The 15,203-nt window shown below is 67.3% G+C and carries 16 protein-coding genes and 1 tRNA gene; 8 read left to right on the top strand and 9 right to left on the bottom strand.

All coding sequences use genetic code 11. The features are described from left to right. Nucleotides 1–44 precede the first annotated feature (44 nt). The 3 genes from ACN22W_RS04705 to ACN22W_RS04695 all read left to right on the top strand — a co-directional run bounded on the left by ACN22W_RS04705 (nt 45) and on the right by ACN22W_RS04695 (nt 2,078). Nucleotides 45–800 (top strand): DeoR/GlpR family DNA-binding transcription regulator, encoded by a 756-nt coding sequence (locus ACN22W_RS04705; protein ID WP_419686524.1) that lies wholly within the window; start codon nt 45–47, stop codon nt 798–800. Between the two features lie 130 nt (nt 801–930). Then, nucleotides 931–1,539: a chromate transporter gene (locus ACN22W_RS04700; protein WP_419686522.1), complete on the top strand. Its 609-nt coding sequence runs from the start codon at nt 931–933 to the stop codon at nt 1,537–1,539. Next, nucleotides 1,536–2,078, top strand: a complete 543-nt coding sequence (locus ACN22W_RS04695) for a chromate transporter (protein ID WP_419686519.1) — start codon at nt 1,536–1,538, stop codon at nt 2,076–2,078. The genes ACN22W_RS04700 and ACN22W_RS04695 overlap by 4 nt, the downstream gene beginning before the upstream one ends. A gap of 29 nt (nt 2,079–2,107) precedes the next feature. Here ACN22W_RS04695 and scpB read toward each other — a convergent pair whose 3' ends face one another. The 3 genes from scpB to ACN22W_RS04680 all read right to left on the bottom strand — a co-directional run bounded on the left by scpB (nt 2,108) and on the right by ACN22W_RS04680 (nt 5,522). Next, a complete protein-coding gene (gene scpB / locus ACN22W_RS04690; RefSeq protein WP_419686517.1) occupies nt 2,108–2,917 on the bottom strand; it encodes a methylmalonyl-CoA decarboxylase in 810 nt (269 codons plus the stop codon). Next, nucleotides 2,914–4,137: a CaiB/BaiF CoA transferase family protein gene (locus ACN22W_RS04685; RefSeq protein ID WP_419686515.1), complete on the bottom strand. Its 1,224-nt coding sequence runs from the start codon at nt 4,135–4,137 to the stop codon at nt 2,914–2,916. Before ACN22W_RS04685 ends, scpB begins: the two co-directional genes overlap by 4 nt. Before the next feature lie 62 nt (nt 4,138–4,199). Next, a complete protein-coding gene (locus ACN22W_RS04680; RefSeq protein WP_419686514.1) occupies nt 4,200–5,522 on the bottom strand; it encodes an MFS transporter in 1,323 nt (440 codons plus the stop codon). A gap of 171 nt (nt 5,523–5,693) precedes the next feature. Between ACN22W_RS04680 and ACN22W_RS04675 the strand changes: the two genes are divergently transcribed. Both ACN22W_RS04675 and ACN22W_RS04670 read left to right on the top strand, forming a co-directional pair. Continuing rightward, nucleotides 5,694–6,623 (top strand): LysR substrate-binding domain-containing protein, encoded by a 930-nt coding sequence (locus ACN22W_RS04675; RefSeq protein ID WP_419686512.1) that lies wholly within the window; start codon nt 5,694–5,696, stop codon nt 6,621–6,623. A gap of 102 nt (nt 6,624–6,725) precedes the next feature. After that, nucleotides 6,726–7,352: a LysE/ArgO family amino acid transporter gene (locus ACN22W_RS04670; protein ID WP_419686511.1), complete on the top strand. Its 627-nt coding sequence runs from the start codon at nt 6,726–6,728 to the stop codon at nt 7,350–7,352. Nucleotides 7,353–7,355: 3 nt separating this feature from the next. Here ACN22W_RS04670 and ACN22W_RS04665 read toward each other — a convergent pair whose 3' ends face one another. The 3 genes from ACN22W_RS04665 to ACN22W_RS04655 form a co-directional block, all read right to left on the bottom strand. Next, a complete protein-coding gene (locus tag ACN22W_RS04665) occupies nt 7,356–8,516 on the bottom strand; it encodes an enolase C-terminal domain-like protein (protein ID WP_419686510.1) in 1,161 nt (386 codons plus the stop codon). A gap of 284 nt (nt 8,517–8,800) precedes the next feature. Then, nucleotides 8,801–9,145: a cupin domain-containing protein gene (locus tag ACN22W_RS04660; RefSeq protein WP_129513912.1), complete on the bottom strand. Its 345-nt coding sequence runs from the start codon at nt 9,143–9,145 to the stop codon at nt 8,801–8,803. Between the two features lie 380 nt (nt 9,146–9,525). Continuing rightward, nucleotides 9,526–10,599: an Imm72 family immunity protein gene (locus tag ACN22W_RS04655; RefSeq protein WP_419686509.1), complete on the bottom strand. Its 1,074-nt coding sequence runs from the start codon at nt 10,597–10,599 to the stop codon at nt 9,526–9,528. Between the two features lie 128 nt (nt 10,600–10,727). Between ACN22W_RS04655 and ACN22W_RS04650 the strand changes: the two genes are divergently transcribed. Further along, nucleotides 10,728–10,802 (top strand) — tRNA-Gly (locus tag ACN22W_RS04650). Between the two features lie 133 nt (nt 10,803–10,935). Beyond that, on the top strand, nt 10,936–11,703 hold the full coding sequence (trmB, locus tag ACN22W_RS04645; RefSeq protein WP_048251486.1) for a tRNA (guanosine(46)-N7)-methyltransferase TrmB: 768 nt from the start codon (nt 10,936–10,938) through the stop codon (nt 11,701–11,703). Nucleotides 11,704–11,817: 114 nt separating this feature from the next. On the opposite strand, the gene ACN22W_RS04640 is transcribed toward trmB, so the two are convergent. From ACN22W_RS04640 to ACN22W_RS04630, 3 genes are all read right to left on the bottom strand, one after another. Continuing rightward, nucleotides 11,818–12,648 carry an undecaprenyl-diphosphate phosphatase gene (locus ACN22W_RS04640; protein WP_419686508.1) on the bottom strand — a complete coding sequence of 277 codons (831 nt, stop codon included), beginning with the start codon at nt 12,646–12,648 and terminating at the stop codon, nt 11,818–11,820. 79 nt (nt 12,649–12,727) lie between these two features. Continuing rightward, the gene (locus tag ACN22W_RS04635) at nt 12,728–13,309 is read right to left on the bottom strand and encodes a DUF1439 domain-containing protein (protein ID WP_048251488.1); all 582 of its coding nucleotides are present in this window, start codon (nt 13,307–13,309) and stop codon (nt 12,728–12,730) included. Next, a complete protein-coding gene (locus tag ACN22W_RS04630) occupies nt 13,306–13,623 on the bottom strand; it encodes a YkgJ family cysteine cluster protein (RefSeq protein ID WP_419687369.1) in 318 nt (105 codons plus the stop codon). Before ACN22W_RS04630 ends, ACN22W_RS04635 begins: the two co-directional genes overlap by 4 nt. Before the next feature lie 173 nt (nt 13,624–13,796). On the opposite strand from ACN22W_RS04630, the gene hemN reads away from it, so the two are divergent. Beyond that, complete coding sequence (gene hemN, locus ACN22W_RS04625) at nt 13,797–15,188, top strand: oxygen-independent coproporphyrinogen III oxidase (protein ID WP_419686507.1); 1,392 nt, start codon at nt 13,797–13,799, stop codon at nt 15,186–15,188. Nucleotides 15,189–15,203: the final 15 nt, after the last annotated feature.

Below are 15,203 nucleotides of genomic sequence, written 5' to 3'. Positions count from 1 at the left end.
AACGTGCATATTCGTGCAACTTCAAGAATTTTCGTGCAAACACGATGCTGACGACGCAACGCAAGAAAGCAATCCTCGATGCGCTCACGCGCGACGGCCAGGTGCTGGCGGTCGAACTGAGTACGCAATACGGCGTGTCGGAAGACACGATCCGGCGCGACCTGCGCGAGCTGGCGGCCGAAGGCCTGTTGCAGCGCGTGCATGGCGGCGCGCTGCCGGCGTCGCCGGCCGTCGCGCCGTTCGCGCAGCGCGAGGCCATCGAAACGGCGGAAAAGCGCCGCATCGCGCGCCGCGCGGCGGAGATGATCGCGCCCGGGCAAGTGGCGATCGTCGACGGCGGCACGACCTCGGCGCTGCTGGTCAGCCAGTTGCCGGCCGACCTGCGCGCGACGATCGTCACGCACAGTCCGAGCGTGGCGGTCGCGCTGGCCGCGCATCCGTCGATCGACGTGATCCTGATCGGCGGGCGGCTCTACAAGCATTCGATCGTGGCCGTCGGCGCCGCGGCGATGGAAGGCATTGCGCGCATCCATGCGGACCTGTACTTCATGGGCGTCACGGGTGTGCATCCGGTCGCGGGGCTGAGCACCGGCGATTTCGAGGAAGCGGCGATCAAGCGCGCGCTGGCCGGACGCGCGGCCGAGACGGTCGTGCTCGCGTCGCAGTCGAAACTGCGCGCGGCGTCGCAATTCGTGATCGGCGACCTCACGCTTGCGCAAACCGTCGTGGTCGAGAAGGAGACCGACGCCGCGCTGACGAAGCCGATCGAGGCGGCAGGCGTGACGGTCGTGCGCGCGTAACGACGCCCGGTCGTGCTCGCCGAATCGACCGCGGGTGTTCGGCATGCCGGCACCGCACCGATGTCAGCGTGCTGACAGGTGCCGCTTGCTAACATGGGCGCCCGCCCAATCGCCACGCGCCGCCTGACCGATGCCCCCGCCCTCCGCACCCACCCCGCCGGCGCCGCCCGCAGGCGATGCGCCGCCGCCCGGCATCCTCGCCCTCTTCGTCGCGTTCGCGCAGATCGGCCTGACCAGCTTCGGCGGCGGGCTGAGCGGGCGGATGATGCGCGACTTCGTGTATGAACGGCGCTGGCTCGACGAAGAAGCGTTCCTCAACGGCCTCGCGTTGTCGCAGGCGTTGCCGGGCGTCAACGTGAAGAACCTCGCGATCTGGATCGGCTACCGGCTCGCCGGATGGCGCGGCGCGGTGGCCGGCTTCACCGGCATCATCGCGCCGCCGGCCGTGCTGATCGTCCTGTTCGGTATCGCGTTCTCGACCCTCACGCGCTTCCCGCTCACGCATGTCGCGCTCGCTGGCGCGGCAGCCGCGGCGATCGGGTTGTCGATCTCGATGGCGATCACGGCCGTGCGCCGGCTGCCGCGCCGCGCGCTGCCGTTCGCGGTGATGGCGCTCACCTTCGTGTCGGTTGCCGTGCTGCACTGGCCGCTCGTGTGGACCGTGCTGATCGGCGGCGCACTGAGCGTCGCGCTCGAATACCGCCGCGCCGCCGCGCCGGCCGGGAGCGACACACCATGACCACATCGCAGCGCTACGCCGCGCTGTTCGGCGTGTTCGCGCCGCTGTCGATCGCGACGATCGGCGGCGGACAGGCGATCATCGCCGACATCCAGCGGCAGGTCGTCGACGTGCATCACTGGATGACCGCCACGCAATTCGTGAACGACTTCGCGATCGCGCGGATGGCGCCGGGCCCCGGCTCGCTGCTGGCGACGCTGATCGGCTGGCAGGTGGCGGGCTTCTGGGGGGCGGTGATCGCGACCCTCGCGCTGTTCGGGCCGACCGCGTTCCTGATTTATGGCATCGCGCACCTGTGGCGGCGGCACCAGGGCGCGCGCTGGCAGATCGCGCTCGAAGCCGGCCTGCGCCCGGTCGCGGCCGGCATGATCCTCGCGTCGGTGTGGGTGCTGCTGCAGGCGCTCGACGGCGGATGGGCCGCGCGCGCGATCGCGATCGCGTCGACGCTGTGCGTGATGTATACGCGCTTTCACGCGCTGCTGCTGATTGCCGTGGGCGCGCTGCTGCTCGTCGGCGTGCATGCGATCGGCGGCGCGTAGCGCACGCCGCCGCTCGAACATCCGGACGCCTAGGCGCCGTTGAATACCGGCGCGCGGCGCTCCGCAAACGCGCGCAGCCCTTCGTCGAAATCCGCGCCTTCGCACGCGTGCCGGCGCAGCTCGGTAATCCGTTCGAACGCGTCGGCAGGCAACGGTCGCGCGTCCTGCAGCACGCGCAACTGCTCCTTCACGGCGTACACCGCGAGCGGCGCTTTCGCCGCAATCGTGCGCGCAACGTCGAGCGCCGCATCGTCGACGCCGCCCGCTTCGGCCAGCCGGTTCACGAGCCCGTGATGCGCGGCGCGCTCCGCATCGAGCGGCTGCGCGCAGAAGAACATCTCCTTCAGCACGTGGATCGGCAGGTTGTCGTAGAAACGCAGCAGGCCGCTCGTCGAATACGGCAGCCCGATGTTCGCGGGCGTCATCGCGAAACACGCATCGCGCGCCGCGACGACGAGGTCGCAACTCATCACGAGATCGACCGCCCCACCCCACGCCGACCCCGCCACGGCCGCGATCACTGCACCCGGATAAGTGCGCACACGTCGCAGCGCGCGTTCGAGCGGCTTGCCGTATGCGAGCGGGTCGCGGTCGTCGGCCAGCTCGCGCAGGTCGTGCCCGGCGCTCCACACGTCGCCGCTGCCGTCGTTCGACAGGATCACGACGGGCGGCGGACGGTGCTCGGCCAGCGCATCGAGACGCGCGACCAGCGCATCGAGCAACGGCGCGTCGAGCGCGTGACGCCGCGCCGGATTCGAGAAGCGTACACGCGCGATCCGCTCGTCGACCATGTCGACCGTCACGCTCGACGCGCGTTCCTGTTTCGATATGTCGGTCATTGCACCGCCTCCGCCACCGCTTCCGCCTGAAAAATCGCGCGCCCGGCCAGCAGCGCATCGATCGCGCCGTCATCGTAGCCGGCCTCGCGCAGCACGTCGACCGTATGCTCGCCGAGCAGCGGCGGCGCATGGCGCGTGCGCGGCGCCGGCATGTCGTCGCCCATCCCGCCGAGCGGCGTGACGACCTGGCGCAATTTCCCGAGCGTCGGATGCGCGACCGGCTCGACCAGCCCGCAATGCGCGAGCTGCGGATCGGCGAACACTTCGTCGAGCGTGTTGATCGGCCCGGCCGGCAGCCCGGCTTCGACGAAACGCTGCGTCCATTCGCGCTTGCCGCGCGTGCGCAGCCGGCTTTCGAGCAGCGCCTTCAGGGCGTCGCGGTGCTCGACGCGCGCGTCGTTGGTCGCGAAACGCGGATCGTTCGGCAGGTCGGGCAGCTCCAGCAACTGACACAGCCGCAACCACATGTCGGTCGTGATCGGCGCGAGGTTGAGCGGCCCGTCGGCCGTCTCGAACACGCCGTACGGCGCGATCACCGCATGCGCATTGCCGGTGCGGCGCGGCACGTCGCCGAGGTTCAGGTAGCGTTGGCCGTGCACGCTCAGCAGCGCGACGAGGCTTTCGAGCAGCGACGTGCCCACATGCTGGCCGCGCCCCGTGCGCTCGCGCTCGAACAGCGCGGCCAGCACGCCGGTCGCGACCCACATCCCCGAGCTGAGATCGCCGATCGCGGTGCCGGTGCGGGTCGGCTCGCCATCGGGAAAACCGGTGAGACTCATCAGCCCCGCATAACCCTGCGCGATCTGGTCGAAGCCCGGCCAGTCGCGCAGCGGGCCGCGCGGGCCGAACGCGGTGACGCTGCCCATCACGAGCCGCGGATCGCGCGCGCTGAGCGCGGCATAACCGAGCCCCATCGCGTCCATCGTGCCAGCCTTGAAATTCTCGATCACGACGTCGGCCTGCGCGATCAGCCGGCGCACGACGTCGATGCCCGCCGGCTGCCGGAAATCCACGCAGATGCCGCGCTTGTTACGGTTGCAGGACAGGTAGTACGTGCTCACGCCGCGATCGAACGGCCCCCATGCGCGGCTCATGTCGCCGTTCGGTCCCGACTCGACCTTGATCACGTCGGCGCCGAGATCGGCGAGCACCATCGAGCAGAACGGCCCCGACAGCGCGCGACTCAGATCGACGACCCTGATTCCTTGTAATGCCTTCATTCCGGACTCCTGATATTGCTTGACTGGATGTTGCGTGTTGCCGAACGATCGCGGCGCGCCGCTCATTCGGGCAACGTCTGATGACGCGTTTCGACCGCGAACGGCAGGATCAGGATGCCGAGCCCGAACACGGCCGCGGTCCACGCGACCGGCACGCCGAGCGAACCGTAGCCGTGAATCGCGGCGCCGAGCAGGAAGTTCACGCCCGCGCCGATGAAGCGGCCGACCGACGCGTTGAACGCGAACGCGGTAGCCCGCACACGTGTCGGATACTGCTCGGGCAGCCACAGCGAGAAGATCGCGAAGTTGCCGCCGAAGAAGCCAAGGAACGCGAGCGAAACCATGAATGCCGTGAGCCCGTTCGGCTGGTAGAACGCCCAGCCGAACGCGAACACGATCGCACCGGCCATGCCCGCGAAATACACGCCGAGCGCCGTGCGGCGGCCGAGCCGCTCCGAGAGCCACGGCGCGACCAGGCAACCGGCGATCGTCGCGCACGACAGGATCGCCGCGCCAACCGACGCGAGCCGCAGCGCGCCGAGGTGGTCGATGCCCGCGCGCGCCGCCAGCGTGGTGACCGCGCTCGCCTCGTAGACGGAGCCGGCCCACAGCCCGACGATCGCGACGCCGACGAGGCTCGCGCTCGTCAGCGTGCGGCGCAGGAAGGCCGGCGCGAAGATCTCGCGCAGCGGATGGGCGCGCCGCGCGTCGGCCACGTCGCCGTCGCGCGCGTCGTGCCGGCGCCACTGCCCCGGTTCCTTCACGCGCATCACGGTGAACACCGCGAGCAGCGCGGGAGCGAGCCCGCACAGGAACATCGCGCGCCAGCCGTAGGTCGCGCCGATCGTGTAGTTCAGGCAGGCCGCGATGAAGAAGCCGAAGTAGTAACCCGTCTGCAGGTAGCCGGCGCCCATCTTGCGGCGGTCTTCCGGCCAGCTCTCGGCGACGTAGGTGCCCGCGAGCGCCCATTCGCCGCCGACGCCGATCCCGGCGAGCAGCCGGCACGCGGCCAGCGCCCATACGTCGTGCACGAATGCGGCCGCGCCGGTGAACACCGAATAGATCAGGATGCTCGCGGCGAGCGTACGCACGCGGCCGAAGCGGTCGGCGAGCGGCCCCCAGATGAACGACAGCCCCCAGCCGATCAGGAACAGCGCGAACAGGATCGAGCCGTACATCCCGAGATTCGCGGGCGTCGCCGCGATGCCGGATGCCGGCAGCAGTTCGGTCAGCGCGGGAATCAGCACGAGCGCGTAGATCACCGAGTCCACGCCGTCGAGCACCCAGCCCGCGTACACGGCCCAGAAGCCCTTGACCTGCTCGCGCGTGAGCGGCGTGCGCCGTGGCTTCGCGCCGGCCGCCGGCGCGTCGATCGCCTTGAACATCTTCGTCTCCTTGCCGGCGCGGCCGGCACTTTTGCCGCGTCCGGTCCGGGATGGCCGGCAGGCTGGCTCTTTTGTGAGACGAGTATAGAAACACCATCGATCGGAGAAAAATATGATATTCATCTTGCTCGATCGGATTGGCTTATGGCTTGAATCGGGGAGACGGCGGCGATGGACTTGAGACAGTTGCGCTATTTCGTGAAGGTCGTCGAATGCGGCAACGTCACGCATGCGAGCGAGGCGCTGCATGTCGCGCAGCCCGCAGTGAGCCAGCAGGTGCGCAATCTCGAACGGGATCTCGAGATGCAGTTGCTCGAACGGAGCGTGCGCGGCGTCGCGCCGACCGCCGCGGGCCGCACGCTGTACCAGCACGCGCTCGAACTGCTGCGCCAGGCCGACGGCACGCGCGAGCTGCTGCGCCGCGACGCCGAAACGCCGCAGGGCCGCGTGACGGTCGGCATGCCGTCGAGCACCGCGCGCGTGCTGGCCATTCCGCTCGCACGCGCGGTGCGCGACCGTTATCCGGGCATCATGCTGGAGCTGATCGAGGCGCCGAGCGCCGATCTCGACACGCTGCTCGAACGCACGCGGCTCGATCTCGCGATCGTCGTCGACGCGGTCGACACGCGCGGCATCGCGATCCACCGGCTGCTGACGGAAACGCTGTACCTGATCACGTGGCCCGGGTTTCCGGTGCCGGACGATCCTGTGCCGCTCGACGCGATCGCGCGCATGCCGCTCGTGCTGCCGAGCGCGCCGAACACGATCCGCAACCGCGTCGACTGGGCGATGCGCGAGGCCGGGCTGTCGTACGAGATCAGCTTCGAGGCGAGCTCGACCGGGCTGCTGTTCGCGGCGGTGATGGCGCAGCTCGGCGTGACCATCCTGCCGTGGACGGCCGCGCACGTCGAAATCGAGGAACGCAAGCTCAAACTGTCGACGGTCGCGCACCGGCTGTTCGCGCGCGACCTGTCGCTGTGCTGGCACGATACGGCGCTCGTCAGCAACGCGGTGCAGAAGGTGAAGGCCGAGATCGTGCGGTTGTTCGACGCGCTCGGGCGGCGGCCGGAGTGGGCGGACGGTCATCCCGGCCGCGCGTGACCGGCGCGGCGCCGGGGGCATTGACAACGCCCCTCGGCGCCCCTTAACGTTGCTCCCATCGTAACCATCACCGGTTCAGCTTAAGAGGTTGTCGGCCCGCTCGTGCTCGACACCTCCGCCTTCATCGAAGGCCTGCTGCTTGGCGCCGGCCTGTTCACGTCGGTCGGCCCGAAGGACGCATTCGTCATCAAGCGCTCGATCTCGAGCCCTCATCTGCTCTCCATTGCCCTCGTCTGCGCAGGCAGCGACGCGCTGCTGATCGCGCTCGGCGCGCAGGGGTTGTCGTCGCTGCTGTCGAGGCATCCCGGCGTGGTGTCGGCGGCGTTATGGGCCGGCATTGCGTATCTCGCCGGTTATGGCCTGCTCGCGCTGCGCTCGGCGATCGTCAGACGGCAGCCCGGGCATGTCGACGGTTCACGCGCCGGCAGCGAGCCCACGCGGGCACGCACGGTACTCGCGACCGCCGCCGTTTCGCTGCTCAATCCATATGCGTGGATCGACACCGTGCTGCTGCTCGGCACCGTGATCGTGAGCCACACGCCGTCCGCACGCATGCCGTTTGCGATCGGCGCGATGACGGCTTCGCTCGCGTGGTTCCTGATGCTCGCCTATGGCGCACGCGCGTGCCGTGCGTGGTTTGCTCGCACGCTCGCATGGCGTGTGCTCGATGGCTTCGTTGCAGTGATGATGCTCGGCTTCGCGATTCGATTCGCGATCGACGCGCTTTAGTCGTCAGCGCTCCGCTACGTTGCGAAACGCGTCGTGCGCTTCGCGATGAAGCTCGAAGCCGATACCCGGCGCCTGCGGTACGGTCGCGTAACCGGCGTCGACGGTTGCGCCATCGGCCAGTCCGCTGAACGGATGGAATGCGAACGGATTGACCTCTGCGCCGCCGAGCCCGAGCGCCGCCACGACGTGCAGCGAGAACAGGTGGCCGCCATGCGGCCAGAACGCATCGCGCCGCCAGCCGCGCGACACGAAGTGCTCGACGATCTGCAGATAACCCGGCAGCCCGTAGCAATGCACGGGATCGAACACGAGCACGTCGCGGTCGTCACGCAGCCCGCCGTAACGGTCGAGCAGCTTCGCTTCCGAGAGCGAGAACAGCGCTTCGCCGGCTGCGATCGGCGGTGCGTATCGCGCGGCGACATCCGCGTGAAGCGGCAGGTCGAGCGGGTCGCAAATGTCCTCGAACCACCAGAGCTCGAACGGTGCGAGCATCGTCGCGGCGGCTTGCGCGGTCGTCGCGTCGTACGTGTTCATCGCGTCGACCGCGAGATGCGAAGGGTCGGCAAGCCGAGCAGCGGCGGCTTCGATGCGGCGCCTGTCCTGATCGAGATCCGCGCCGCCGATCTTGATCTTCGCGTGCGTGTAGCCGAGATCGACGATGCGGCGCATCTCGTCCGACAAGCGCGCGAGATCGTCATCCGGATAGCGGTAGCCGCCGCCCGCATACACGCGCACGCGCGGTTCGGCGGTACGCCCGAGCCGATCGGCGAGAAAGCGATGAAGCGGCAGGCCGGCGATTTTCGCGGCGGCGTCCCAGATCGCCATGTCGAGCGTGCCGACCGCCACGCATCGTTCGCCGTGTCCGCCGGGTTTTTCGCCGGCCATCATCGCGCGCCATGCGCGGAACGGATCGAGGTTCGTACCGGCTTCGTCGGCGAGCGTGTCGGCCGCGGCCAGCAAACGCGGCGCAAACCGTTCGCGGATCAGGCCACCCTGTGCGAAGCGACCAACCGATGCGTAGCCGTAGCCCGTTACCGGGTGGCCATCGCGCACGACGTCGGTCACGACTGCAACGACACTCGTCGTCAGGCCGCCGGATGGAATCGCCGGATCGGCATAGCGGGAGACGGGAATCGCTTGCTCGTGGATCGCGGTGATGCGCATGGTCGGGGTTCCGGGAAAACGTCCGGTGTTCGCAGGCCATGCACGCACGGCGGCCGGCGCGACTGGCTGATCGCCGCATCATAGGCGCTTGCGCGATGTCTTGCCGGCACCCGCGCGATCGCGCGGGGCGGCAAGGCCGGCCTAGCGTGCGACCACGCTCGGCGAGCTGTTTTCGAACCGGATCGGGTTTTATTGAGCCGGAATCCCCCGCTTGCCTCCCTGCTCCGTGAACCGGGCGGGTGTAGGGCGACCAAGACAATCGTGGCTCGAATCTACCGGCCCGCTCAGGCGAAGACGAAGTATTTGCGCACCGTCTCCACCACTTCCCACGTCCCTTTCATGCCGGGTTCGATCACGAACACATCACCGGCTTTCAGGTGCACCGATTTCTCACCTTCCGGTGTGATGATGCAGTAGCCATCGAGGAAGTGGCAGTACTCCCATTTCTCGTAGTTCACCTCGAACTTGCCCGGCGTGCAGATCCAGGTACCCATGATCTTGCTGCCGTCCTTGGAGACGTACGCGTTGAGGTTCACGGTGTGCGGATCGCCGCCGATGCGCTTCCACTTGGTCGCGTCAAGGACCGGCATCGGGCAGGTTTCGCGAAGAACGGTGATGAAATCGGACATGTCAGCTCCAGACTAACGATCGTGTAAGAGGCTTGTCACGTTAGTTCGAAAGCGTTGCCGGGACTTGTATGCTTCCGACACCGACTCGTCTATTTTCGACACTGGCCTGCGGGCATGCGCACGGACAGCGCGTTTCGTTCGGCGTTGGCGCCACGGTGTGCCACCTCGCGTTACGGTTGCTCCGTTCGCGCGGCTGGCGCGTCGAAACGGGCCACCGTCGGGAATGCAAAGCCGTCTGCCAGGCGCCCAAACAACCTCACTTGCCACATCGCCGCCAACGGACGAAGACACGCGTGGAGATGGATGGAGCAGGACATAGGTCATCAGGCACTTCATGACCAAGTCGCGAAGCGCCGTTACCCTCTTGGCTCAGCAACGATTCAAATGTCCGGTTGAGGGTCTCCATAATGCCAAATGACCATCCCCCACGCCGTGCGCTGCGGCCCAGGCATAGGCGCCCCGGCCTCGACATGAACCGGATCCTTCACGGCCGGGCTTTGCCAGTAGCCGGTGCGCGGACAAGGCTCTCCGGGCAGGACCCGTAGCCTCGGTTGCGCGACAGGCTTGGGGAAGTAAGCTTCCTCCTCCGCCGGAATGCTGCCGTCCTGGTAACGCTTGTCTTCCCACAGCAGCCGCCAGCGCACCTCATGCTCGTCGTTCGACCCTTCCAACAGGTACTTGTGGGCAATACTGCCTTTGAGGAAGTAGCTCGGACAGCCCACCTTGCCGGACGGAAACCACGGCTCCCAGATACCCTCGACAGGAATCTCCTGGTCGCTGTAGATCTCACCGCTTGCGGATTCGTTCTTCGGCGGACAGGGAGGAAGCGATGCGGGATAGGTGCGACCGGGTGGCCAATACCGCCAAGCCGGAAGGGGCGCATTTTCGAACATGGATTCATAGGTCCAATGCTCAAATACGCGGGTCCCGCCATCCGCACGTGTTCCGTATGCAAGCATCCCGATATAACCGAATCCGGCCGTGCACTTGAGCGCATAGCAAATCAATCTCTCGATCCACACCCCCTCCGCGAACCCGGTGGCATACACCGGGTCCGAAAAATTGGTGTCCTTCAGTCCCAGTGAATGAAAAAACGGATCGTATTTCCGGCCGATTTCAGTTGCACTCCGCCCAAACAAAAGCTCACCGCCCTTCTCGCTACCCGTGATGAGCGCAGCGTAAGCCGATCTCTTGTCGGCACCGTGCCGTAATGTCTCAATGCCGTGATCCATCCTCGCCAACGCATTCAGGAAATCGCTGACGTACGCTGCCTCCAGTTCCTCCTGATTTGGGCTCGGCGTATCCAATTGCTTCGCATACGCGCGGAGGAAATCCCGGAACAGGCCAACGGCATGATCCAGGAATGTAACGCTGGTCCATTTCTTGAGCAGGTGGAACGCTTTGGCGCGCGCATCCAGTTCCTGCTCGGGCGTCATGGTCAGCGTGTTCAGCATCATGGGTTCCGTTCTTCCGTCAATTGTGTTCCGACATCGGCTTCTGCTCGCCGTTCATAGCCTTACGCCACCGTACACCATCCCCCGCTTGCCATCCCCACCCGAACCCCTGTAGAATTGCGCGTTCTGCGGGCGTCGTATAATGGCCATTACCTCAGCTTCCCAAGCTGATGACGTGGGTTCGATTCCCATCGCCCGCTCCACTTTCCGGCTGCACGGCAGCCTGCGCATAAGCCGCCTCGTCGAAGGCGGCTTTTTTGTACCATGTGCCGGTTCACCGCGCGCACTGCTGCGCGCATCGGGCCCTCGCCCGCAACCGAGCCTTTCTCTGTACCGATGATGCACGACGATCCGAACGAAGCCGGCCTGCCGCCGCATGACGACGCCATTCCCGACGAAGCCGCCGACGGCGCCGACGAAGTCAACCCGCTGCACCACCGCCGCATCCGCAGCTTCGTCACGCGCGCAGGCCGCGTATCGACCGGCCAGCGCCGCGCGCTCGACGAATTCGGCCCGCGCTTCGTCGTCCCGTATGCGCCGGAGATGCCCGACTGGAATGCGGTGTTCGGCCGCAGCGCGCCCCGCATCCTCGAGATCGGCTTCGGGATGGGCGCCTCGACCGCGGAAATCGCCGCGCACCGGCCCGGCGACGACTTCCTCGGCGTCGAGGTGCACGAACCGGGCGTCGGCGCGCTGCTGAAGCTGATCGGCGAGCAGAACCTGCCGAACATCCGCATCATCCAGCACGACGCCGTTGAAGTGCTCGAGCACATGCTCGCGCCGGAAAGCCTCGACGGCGTGCACATCTTCTTCCCCGATCCGTGGCACAAGGCGCGTCACCACAAGCGCCGGCTGATTCAGCCGCCGCTGGTCGCGCATCTCGCGTCGCGCCTGAAGCCCGGCGCGTACCTGCATTGCGCGACCGACTGGCAAAACTACGCGGAACAGATGCTGGAAGTGCTCGGCGCGGAACCGACGCTCGAGAACACGGCCGCCGACTACGCGCCGCGCCCCGACTACCGCCCGGTGACGAAGTTCGAACGGCGCGGGCTGCGGCTCGGCCACGGTGTGTGGGACCTCGTATTCCGCAAGCGCGCAGGCTGAAGCATTGAGCCGCGGCAGCGCACGTCGCCCTGCCCCGGATGACAAAACGGCCCGACCGGCATCTGCCGATCGGGCCGTTTCCTTATCGGAAGCCCGCGCGCCTCCGGGTTGACATCACGCCCAGTTCAGCCAGCCGCTGTAGCCGACCAGCAGCACGAACAGCCCGAACGCGATCCGGTACCACGCGAACACCGTGAAGTCGTGCGTCGCGACGTAGCGCAGCAGCCAGCGCACGCACACGAACGCGCTGACGAACGCCGCGACGAGCCCGAGTGCGAACAGGCCGAGCGAATCGACGGTGAACGCCTGCCAGTCCTTGACGGTTTCATAGAGCGTCGCGCCGAAGATGATCGGAATCGCGAGGAAGAACGAGAATTCGGTCGCGACGCGCCGATCGAGGCCGAACAGCATCCCGCCGATGATCGTCGAACCCGACCGCGACATGCCGGGCACCAGCGCGAAGCACTGCGCGAGGCCGACCTTGAGCGCATCGAGCGGCGTCAGCGCATCGACCGACAATACGCGCGGCGGCTCGCGGCGTTCGCGCTGCCGCGCCTCGGCCCACAGGATGATCGCGCCGCCGACGACGAGCGCGAACGCGACGGGCACCGGCGAGAACAGCACGGCCTTGATCTTCTTCTCGAACAGGAGACCGAGCGCGACCGCGGGAATCGTCGCGATCACGACGTTCAGCGTGAAGCGCCGCGCGTCGGGCCGGCTCGGCAGCCCGGACACGATGGACGCGATCCGTTGCCGGTACTCCCAGCAGACCGCGAGGATCGCGCCGAACTGGATCACGACGTCGAAGGTCTTTGCGTGCGAATCGTTGAAATTCAGGAAGCTGCCCGCGACGATCAGGTGGCCGGTGCTCGACACCGGCAGGAATTCCGTCAGCCCCTCGACGACGCCGAGGATCAATGCCTTGCAGATCAGGATCCAGTCCATTCGTGGCCCAACTCCGAAATGGTCGTAAGAAAGGGCCACCTCTCCACGCGCGGCCCGCCCGGCCGCGCGCGGTACGTCGTCATTTTTCGACGATCGCCACGCGTATGCCGTTTGTAAGAATCGTAATTGTACCGGGTTCGTAGTTCACGCCGGCAAATTGCAGTTGTTCGGGCTTGAACGTGTAGATCGGATAGTTGGTCAGCACCTGCGTCGCGAGCAGGCCGGCGGCCGCGCCGACCTGCTGCGCGTACATCTGCGCGTCGCCGTCGAGCACGAGGCTGTCGACGGCCGGCGCCTTCAGCACGACCGAGCGGCTCGGCGCGTCATACGCGAGCTGGCCCGACACGGTGAACTTGCCGCTGACGGGCGCGCGCAGGAACGGGCTCGCGAAATGCGCGTCGAGCTGCACGGCGACGCGGTTCTGGTCGGGCAGCAGGTTGACGGCCGGGTTCGCGAGCGACACGTCGACGACCTGCGCGACCGTCTTCTGGTACGGGAACTTGCGCGCGACGGCTTTCTGCACGTCGCCGCGCGAGAACGTGTAGTGATCGGGGATGAACGGGAACGTCGACGCGCAGGCGGCAAGCGAAAGCGTCACGCCGATGGCGCCGACGGAGACGGCGAGAAAACGGCGCCGGCCGGGCGCGCAAGGTGCGGTCATGCTGAACAATCTCCTGTATGCGACGGCTGGGTCGCGGCCTCGAGGCGCGTGAGCCACGCGAGCGCGTCGTCGCGCGACGCGCCGCACATGTCGGCGGACGGCTGCAGCCCGGAACAGCATGCAGGCCGCTCGGGCCGGCCGAAAATCTGGCAGCGCAGGTCGTCGCCGAGTTGCACGCAGCGCACGCCGGCCGGCTTGCCGTCGGGCATGCCCGGAATCGGGCTGGAAATCGACGGCGCGATGCAGCACGCGCCGCAGCCCTCGCGGCACGCATGCGGCGGCGGGACAACGGCGGGCGCCGGGCGGACAGGCATTTCGACGGACACTCGGCTCTCTCGAACGAACAACACAAAACGGTGCAGCAACCGGACGCGGTGTCCGGCAGCCCCACCCCGCATTGTGCCATCGCCGGCTGCGACGTTATTACACAATGCAGCCGAATCGCGCGTTTATATACTCGAAAGCATCTAAAAAGCGCGAGACCGTCATGAGTTCTGGTTCTGCCGACACAATGTTCCGTCCCGATTTGCTCGCGAAATACGGCGCGAACGGGCCGCGCTATACGTCATACCCCACCGCGCTGCAGTTTCGCGACGATTTCGACCCGGCCGACTACGTGCGCGCGGCCAGCGACCCCGGCGCATCGTCGAGCGAGCTGTCGCTGTACGTCCACATCCCGTTCTGCAACACCGCGTGCTTCTACTGCGGCTGCAACAAGATCGCGACCAACAACCACCGCCGCGCGCGCCCGTATCTCGACCAGCTCAAGCGCGAGATGGCGCTGCAGGCCGCGCTGTTCGATCCGGCACGTCCCGTCACGCAACTGCACTGGGGCGGCGGTACGCCGACCTTCCTGTCCGACGACGAAACGGCCGAGCTGATGGCGGCCACCCGCGAGCACTTCGCGCTCGCGCCGGACGCCGACGCCGAGTTCTCGATCGAGATCGACCCGCGCACGGTCACGCCGGCGACGCTCGTGCACCTGCGCACGATCGGCTTCAACCGGCTGAGCCTCGGCGTGCAGGATTTCGATCCGGTCGTGCAGCAGGCGATCAACCGCATCCAGCCGGTCGCGATGACGGCCGACCTGCTCCGTGCCGCGCGCACAACGGGCTTCCATTCGGTCAGCGTCGACCTGATCTACGGCTTGCCGCACCAGACGGTCGCCGTGTTCGCACGCACGCTCGAAACGATCATCGAACTCGCGCCCGACCGGCTGTCGGTGTTCGGCTACGCGCACATGCCGCACCTGTTCAAGATGCAGCGGCAGATCGACGACGCGACGCTGCCGCCGCCCGCCACGCGCATCGCGCTGCTCGGCCTCGCGATCGACATGCTGACGTCGGCCGGCTACGTGTACATCGGGATGGACCACTTCGCGCGGCCGTCCGACGAGCTCGTGCGTGCGCAACGCAACGGCACGCTGCAGCGCAATTTCCAGGGCTACAGCACGCGCGCGGATACCGATCTCGTCGGGTTCGGCGCGTCGTCGATCGGCAAGGTCGGCGACGTCTATGCGCAAAACGCGAAGGATCTGCCCGCGTATGGCGCAGCCCTCGACGCGGGCCGGCTGCCGATCGCGCGCGGCGTGCGGCTCACGCCCGACGACCGGCTGCGCCGCGACGTGATCACGCAACTGATGTGCAACCTCGAACTGCCGTTCTCGCATGTCGAGGCTGCGCACGGCATCCGCTTCGCCGATCATTTCGCGCGCGAGCTCGACGCGCTGCGCCCGTTCGAGCGCGACGGGCTGCTGACGATCGCGGGTGACCGCCTGACGATCCATCCGGCCGGCCGGATGGTCGTGCGCAACATCGCGATGGCGTTCGACGCGTATCTCGGCCAGACGCCGCGGCAACGCTACTCGCGCACGGTCTGACGCCCTGGCCGGCCG

Origin of the sequence: Burkholderia theae, from assembly GCF_048565265.1 — a bacterium.
GTDB lineage: Bacteria > Pseudomonadota > Gammaproteobacteria > Burkholderiales > Burkholderiaceae > Burkholderia > Burkholderia theae.
Note: the sequence above shows the minus strand (reverse complement) of the source record. Positions and strands in the feature narration are given on the sequence as shown.

Bases quoted from the DNA above. Each gene is read 5' to 3' on its own strand.
- ACN22W_RS04635 (WP_048251488.1), bottom strand. From the start codon at position 13,309: ATGACCGCACCTTGCGCGCCCGGCCGGCGCCGTTTTCTCGCCGTCTCC.
- scpB (WP_419686517.1), bottom strand. From the start codon at position 2,917: ATGACCGACATATCGAAACAGGAACGCGCGTCGAGCGTGACGGTCGAC.
- ACN22W_RS04655 (WP_419686509.1), bottom strand. From the start codon at position 10,599: ATGCTGAACACGCTGACCATGACGCCCGAGCAGGAACTGGATGCGCGC.
- hemN (WP_419686507.1), top strand. From the start codon at position 13,797: ATGAGTTCTGGTTCTGCCGACACAATGTTCCGTCCCGATTTGCTCGCG.
- ACN22W_RS04695 (WP_419686519.1), top strand. From the start codon at position 1,536: ATGACCACATCGCAGCGCTACGCCGCGCTGTTCGGCGTGTTCGCGCCG.
- ACN22W_RS04680 (WP_419686514.1), bottom strand. From the start codon at position 5,522: ATGTTCAAGGCGATCGACGCGCCGGCGGCCGGCGCGAAGCCACGGCGC.
- trmB (WP_048251486.1), top strand. From the start codon at position 10,936: ATGATGCACGACGATCCGAACGAAGCCGGCCTGCCGCCGCATGACGAC.
- ACN22W_RS04660 (WP_129513912.1), bottom strand. From the start codon at position 9,145: ATGTCCGATTTCATCACCGTTCTTCGCGAAACCTGCCCGATGCCGGTC.
- ACN22W_RS04665 (WP_419686510.1), bottom strand. From the start codon at position 8,516: ATGCGCATCACCGCGATCCACGAGCAAGCGATTCCCGTCTCCCGCTAT.
- ACN22W_RS04640 (WP_419686508.1), bottom strand. From the start codon at position 12,648: ATGGACTGGATCCTGATCTGCAAGGCATTGATCCTCGGCGTCGTCGAG.
- ACN22W_RS04685 (WP_419686515.1), bottom strand. From the start codon at position 4,137: ATGAAGGCATTACAAGGAATCAGGGTCGTCGATCTGAGTCGCGCGCTG.
- ACN22W_RS04630 (WP_419687369.1), bottom strand. From the start codon at position 13,623: ATGCCTGTCCGCCCGGCGCCCGCCGTTGTCCCGCCGCCGCATGCGTGC.
- ACN22W_RS04705 (WP_419686524.1), top strand. From the start codon at position 45: ATGCTGACGACGCAACGCAAGAAAGCAATCCTCGATGCGCTCACGCGC.
- ACN22W_RS04700 (WP_419686522.1), top strand. From the start codon at position 931: ATGCCCCCGCCCTCCGCACCCACCCCGCCGGCGCCGCCCGCAGGCGAT.
- ACN22W_RS04675 (WP_419686512.1), top strand. From the start codon at position 5,694: ATGGACTTGAGACAGTTGCGCTATTTCGTGAAGGTCGTCGAATGCGGC.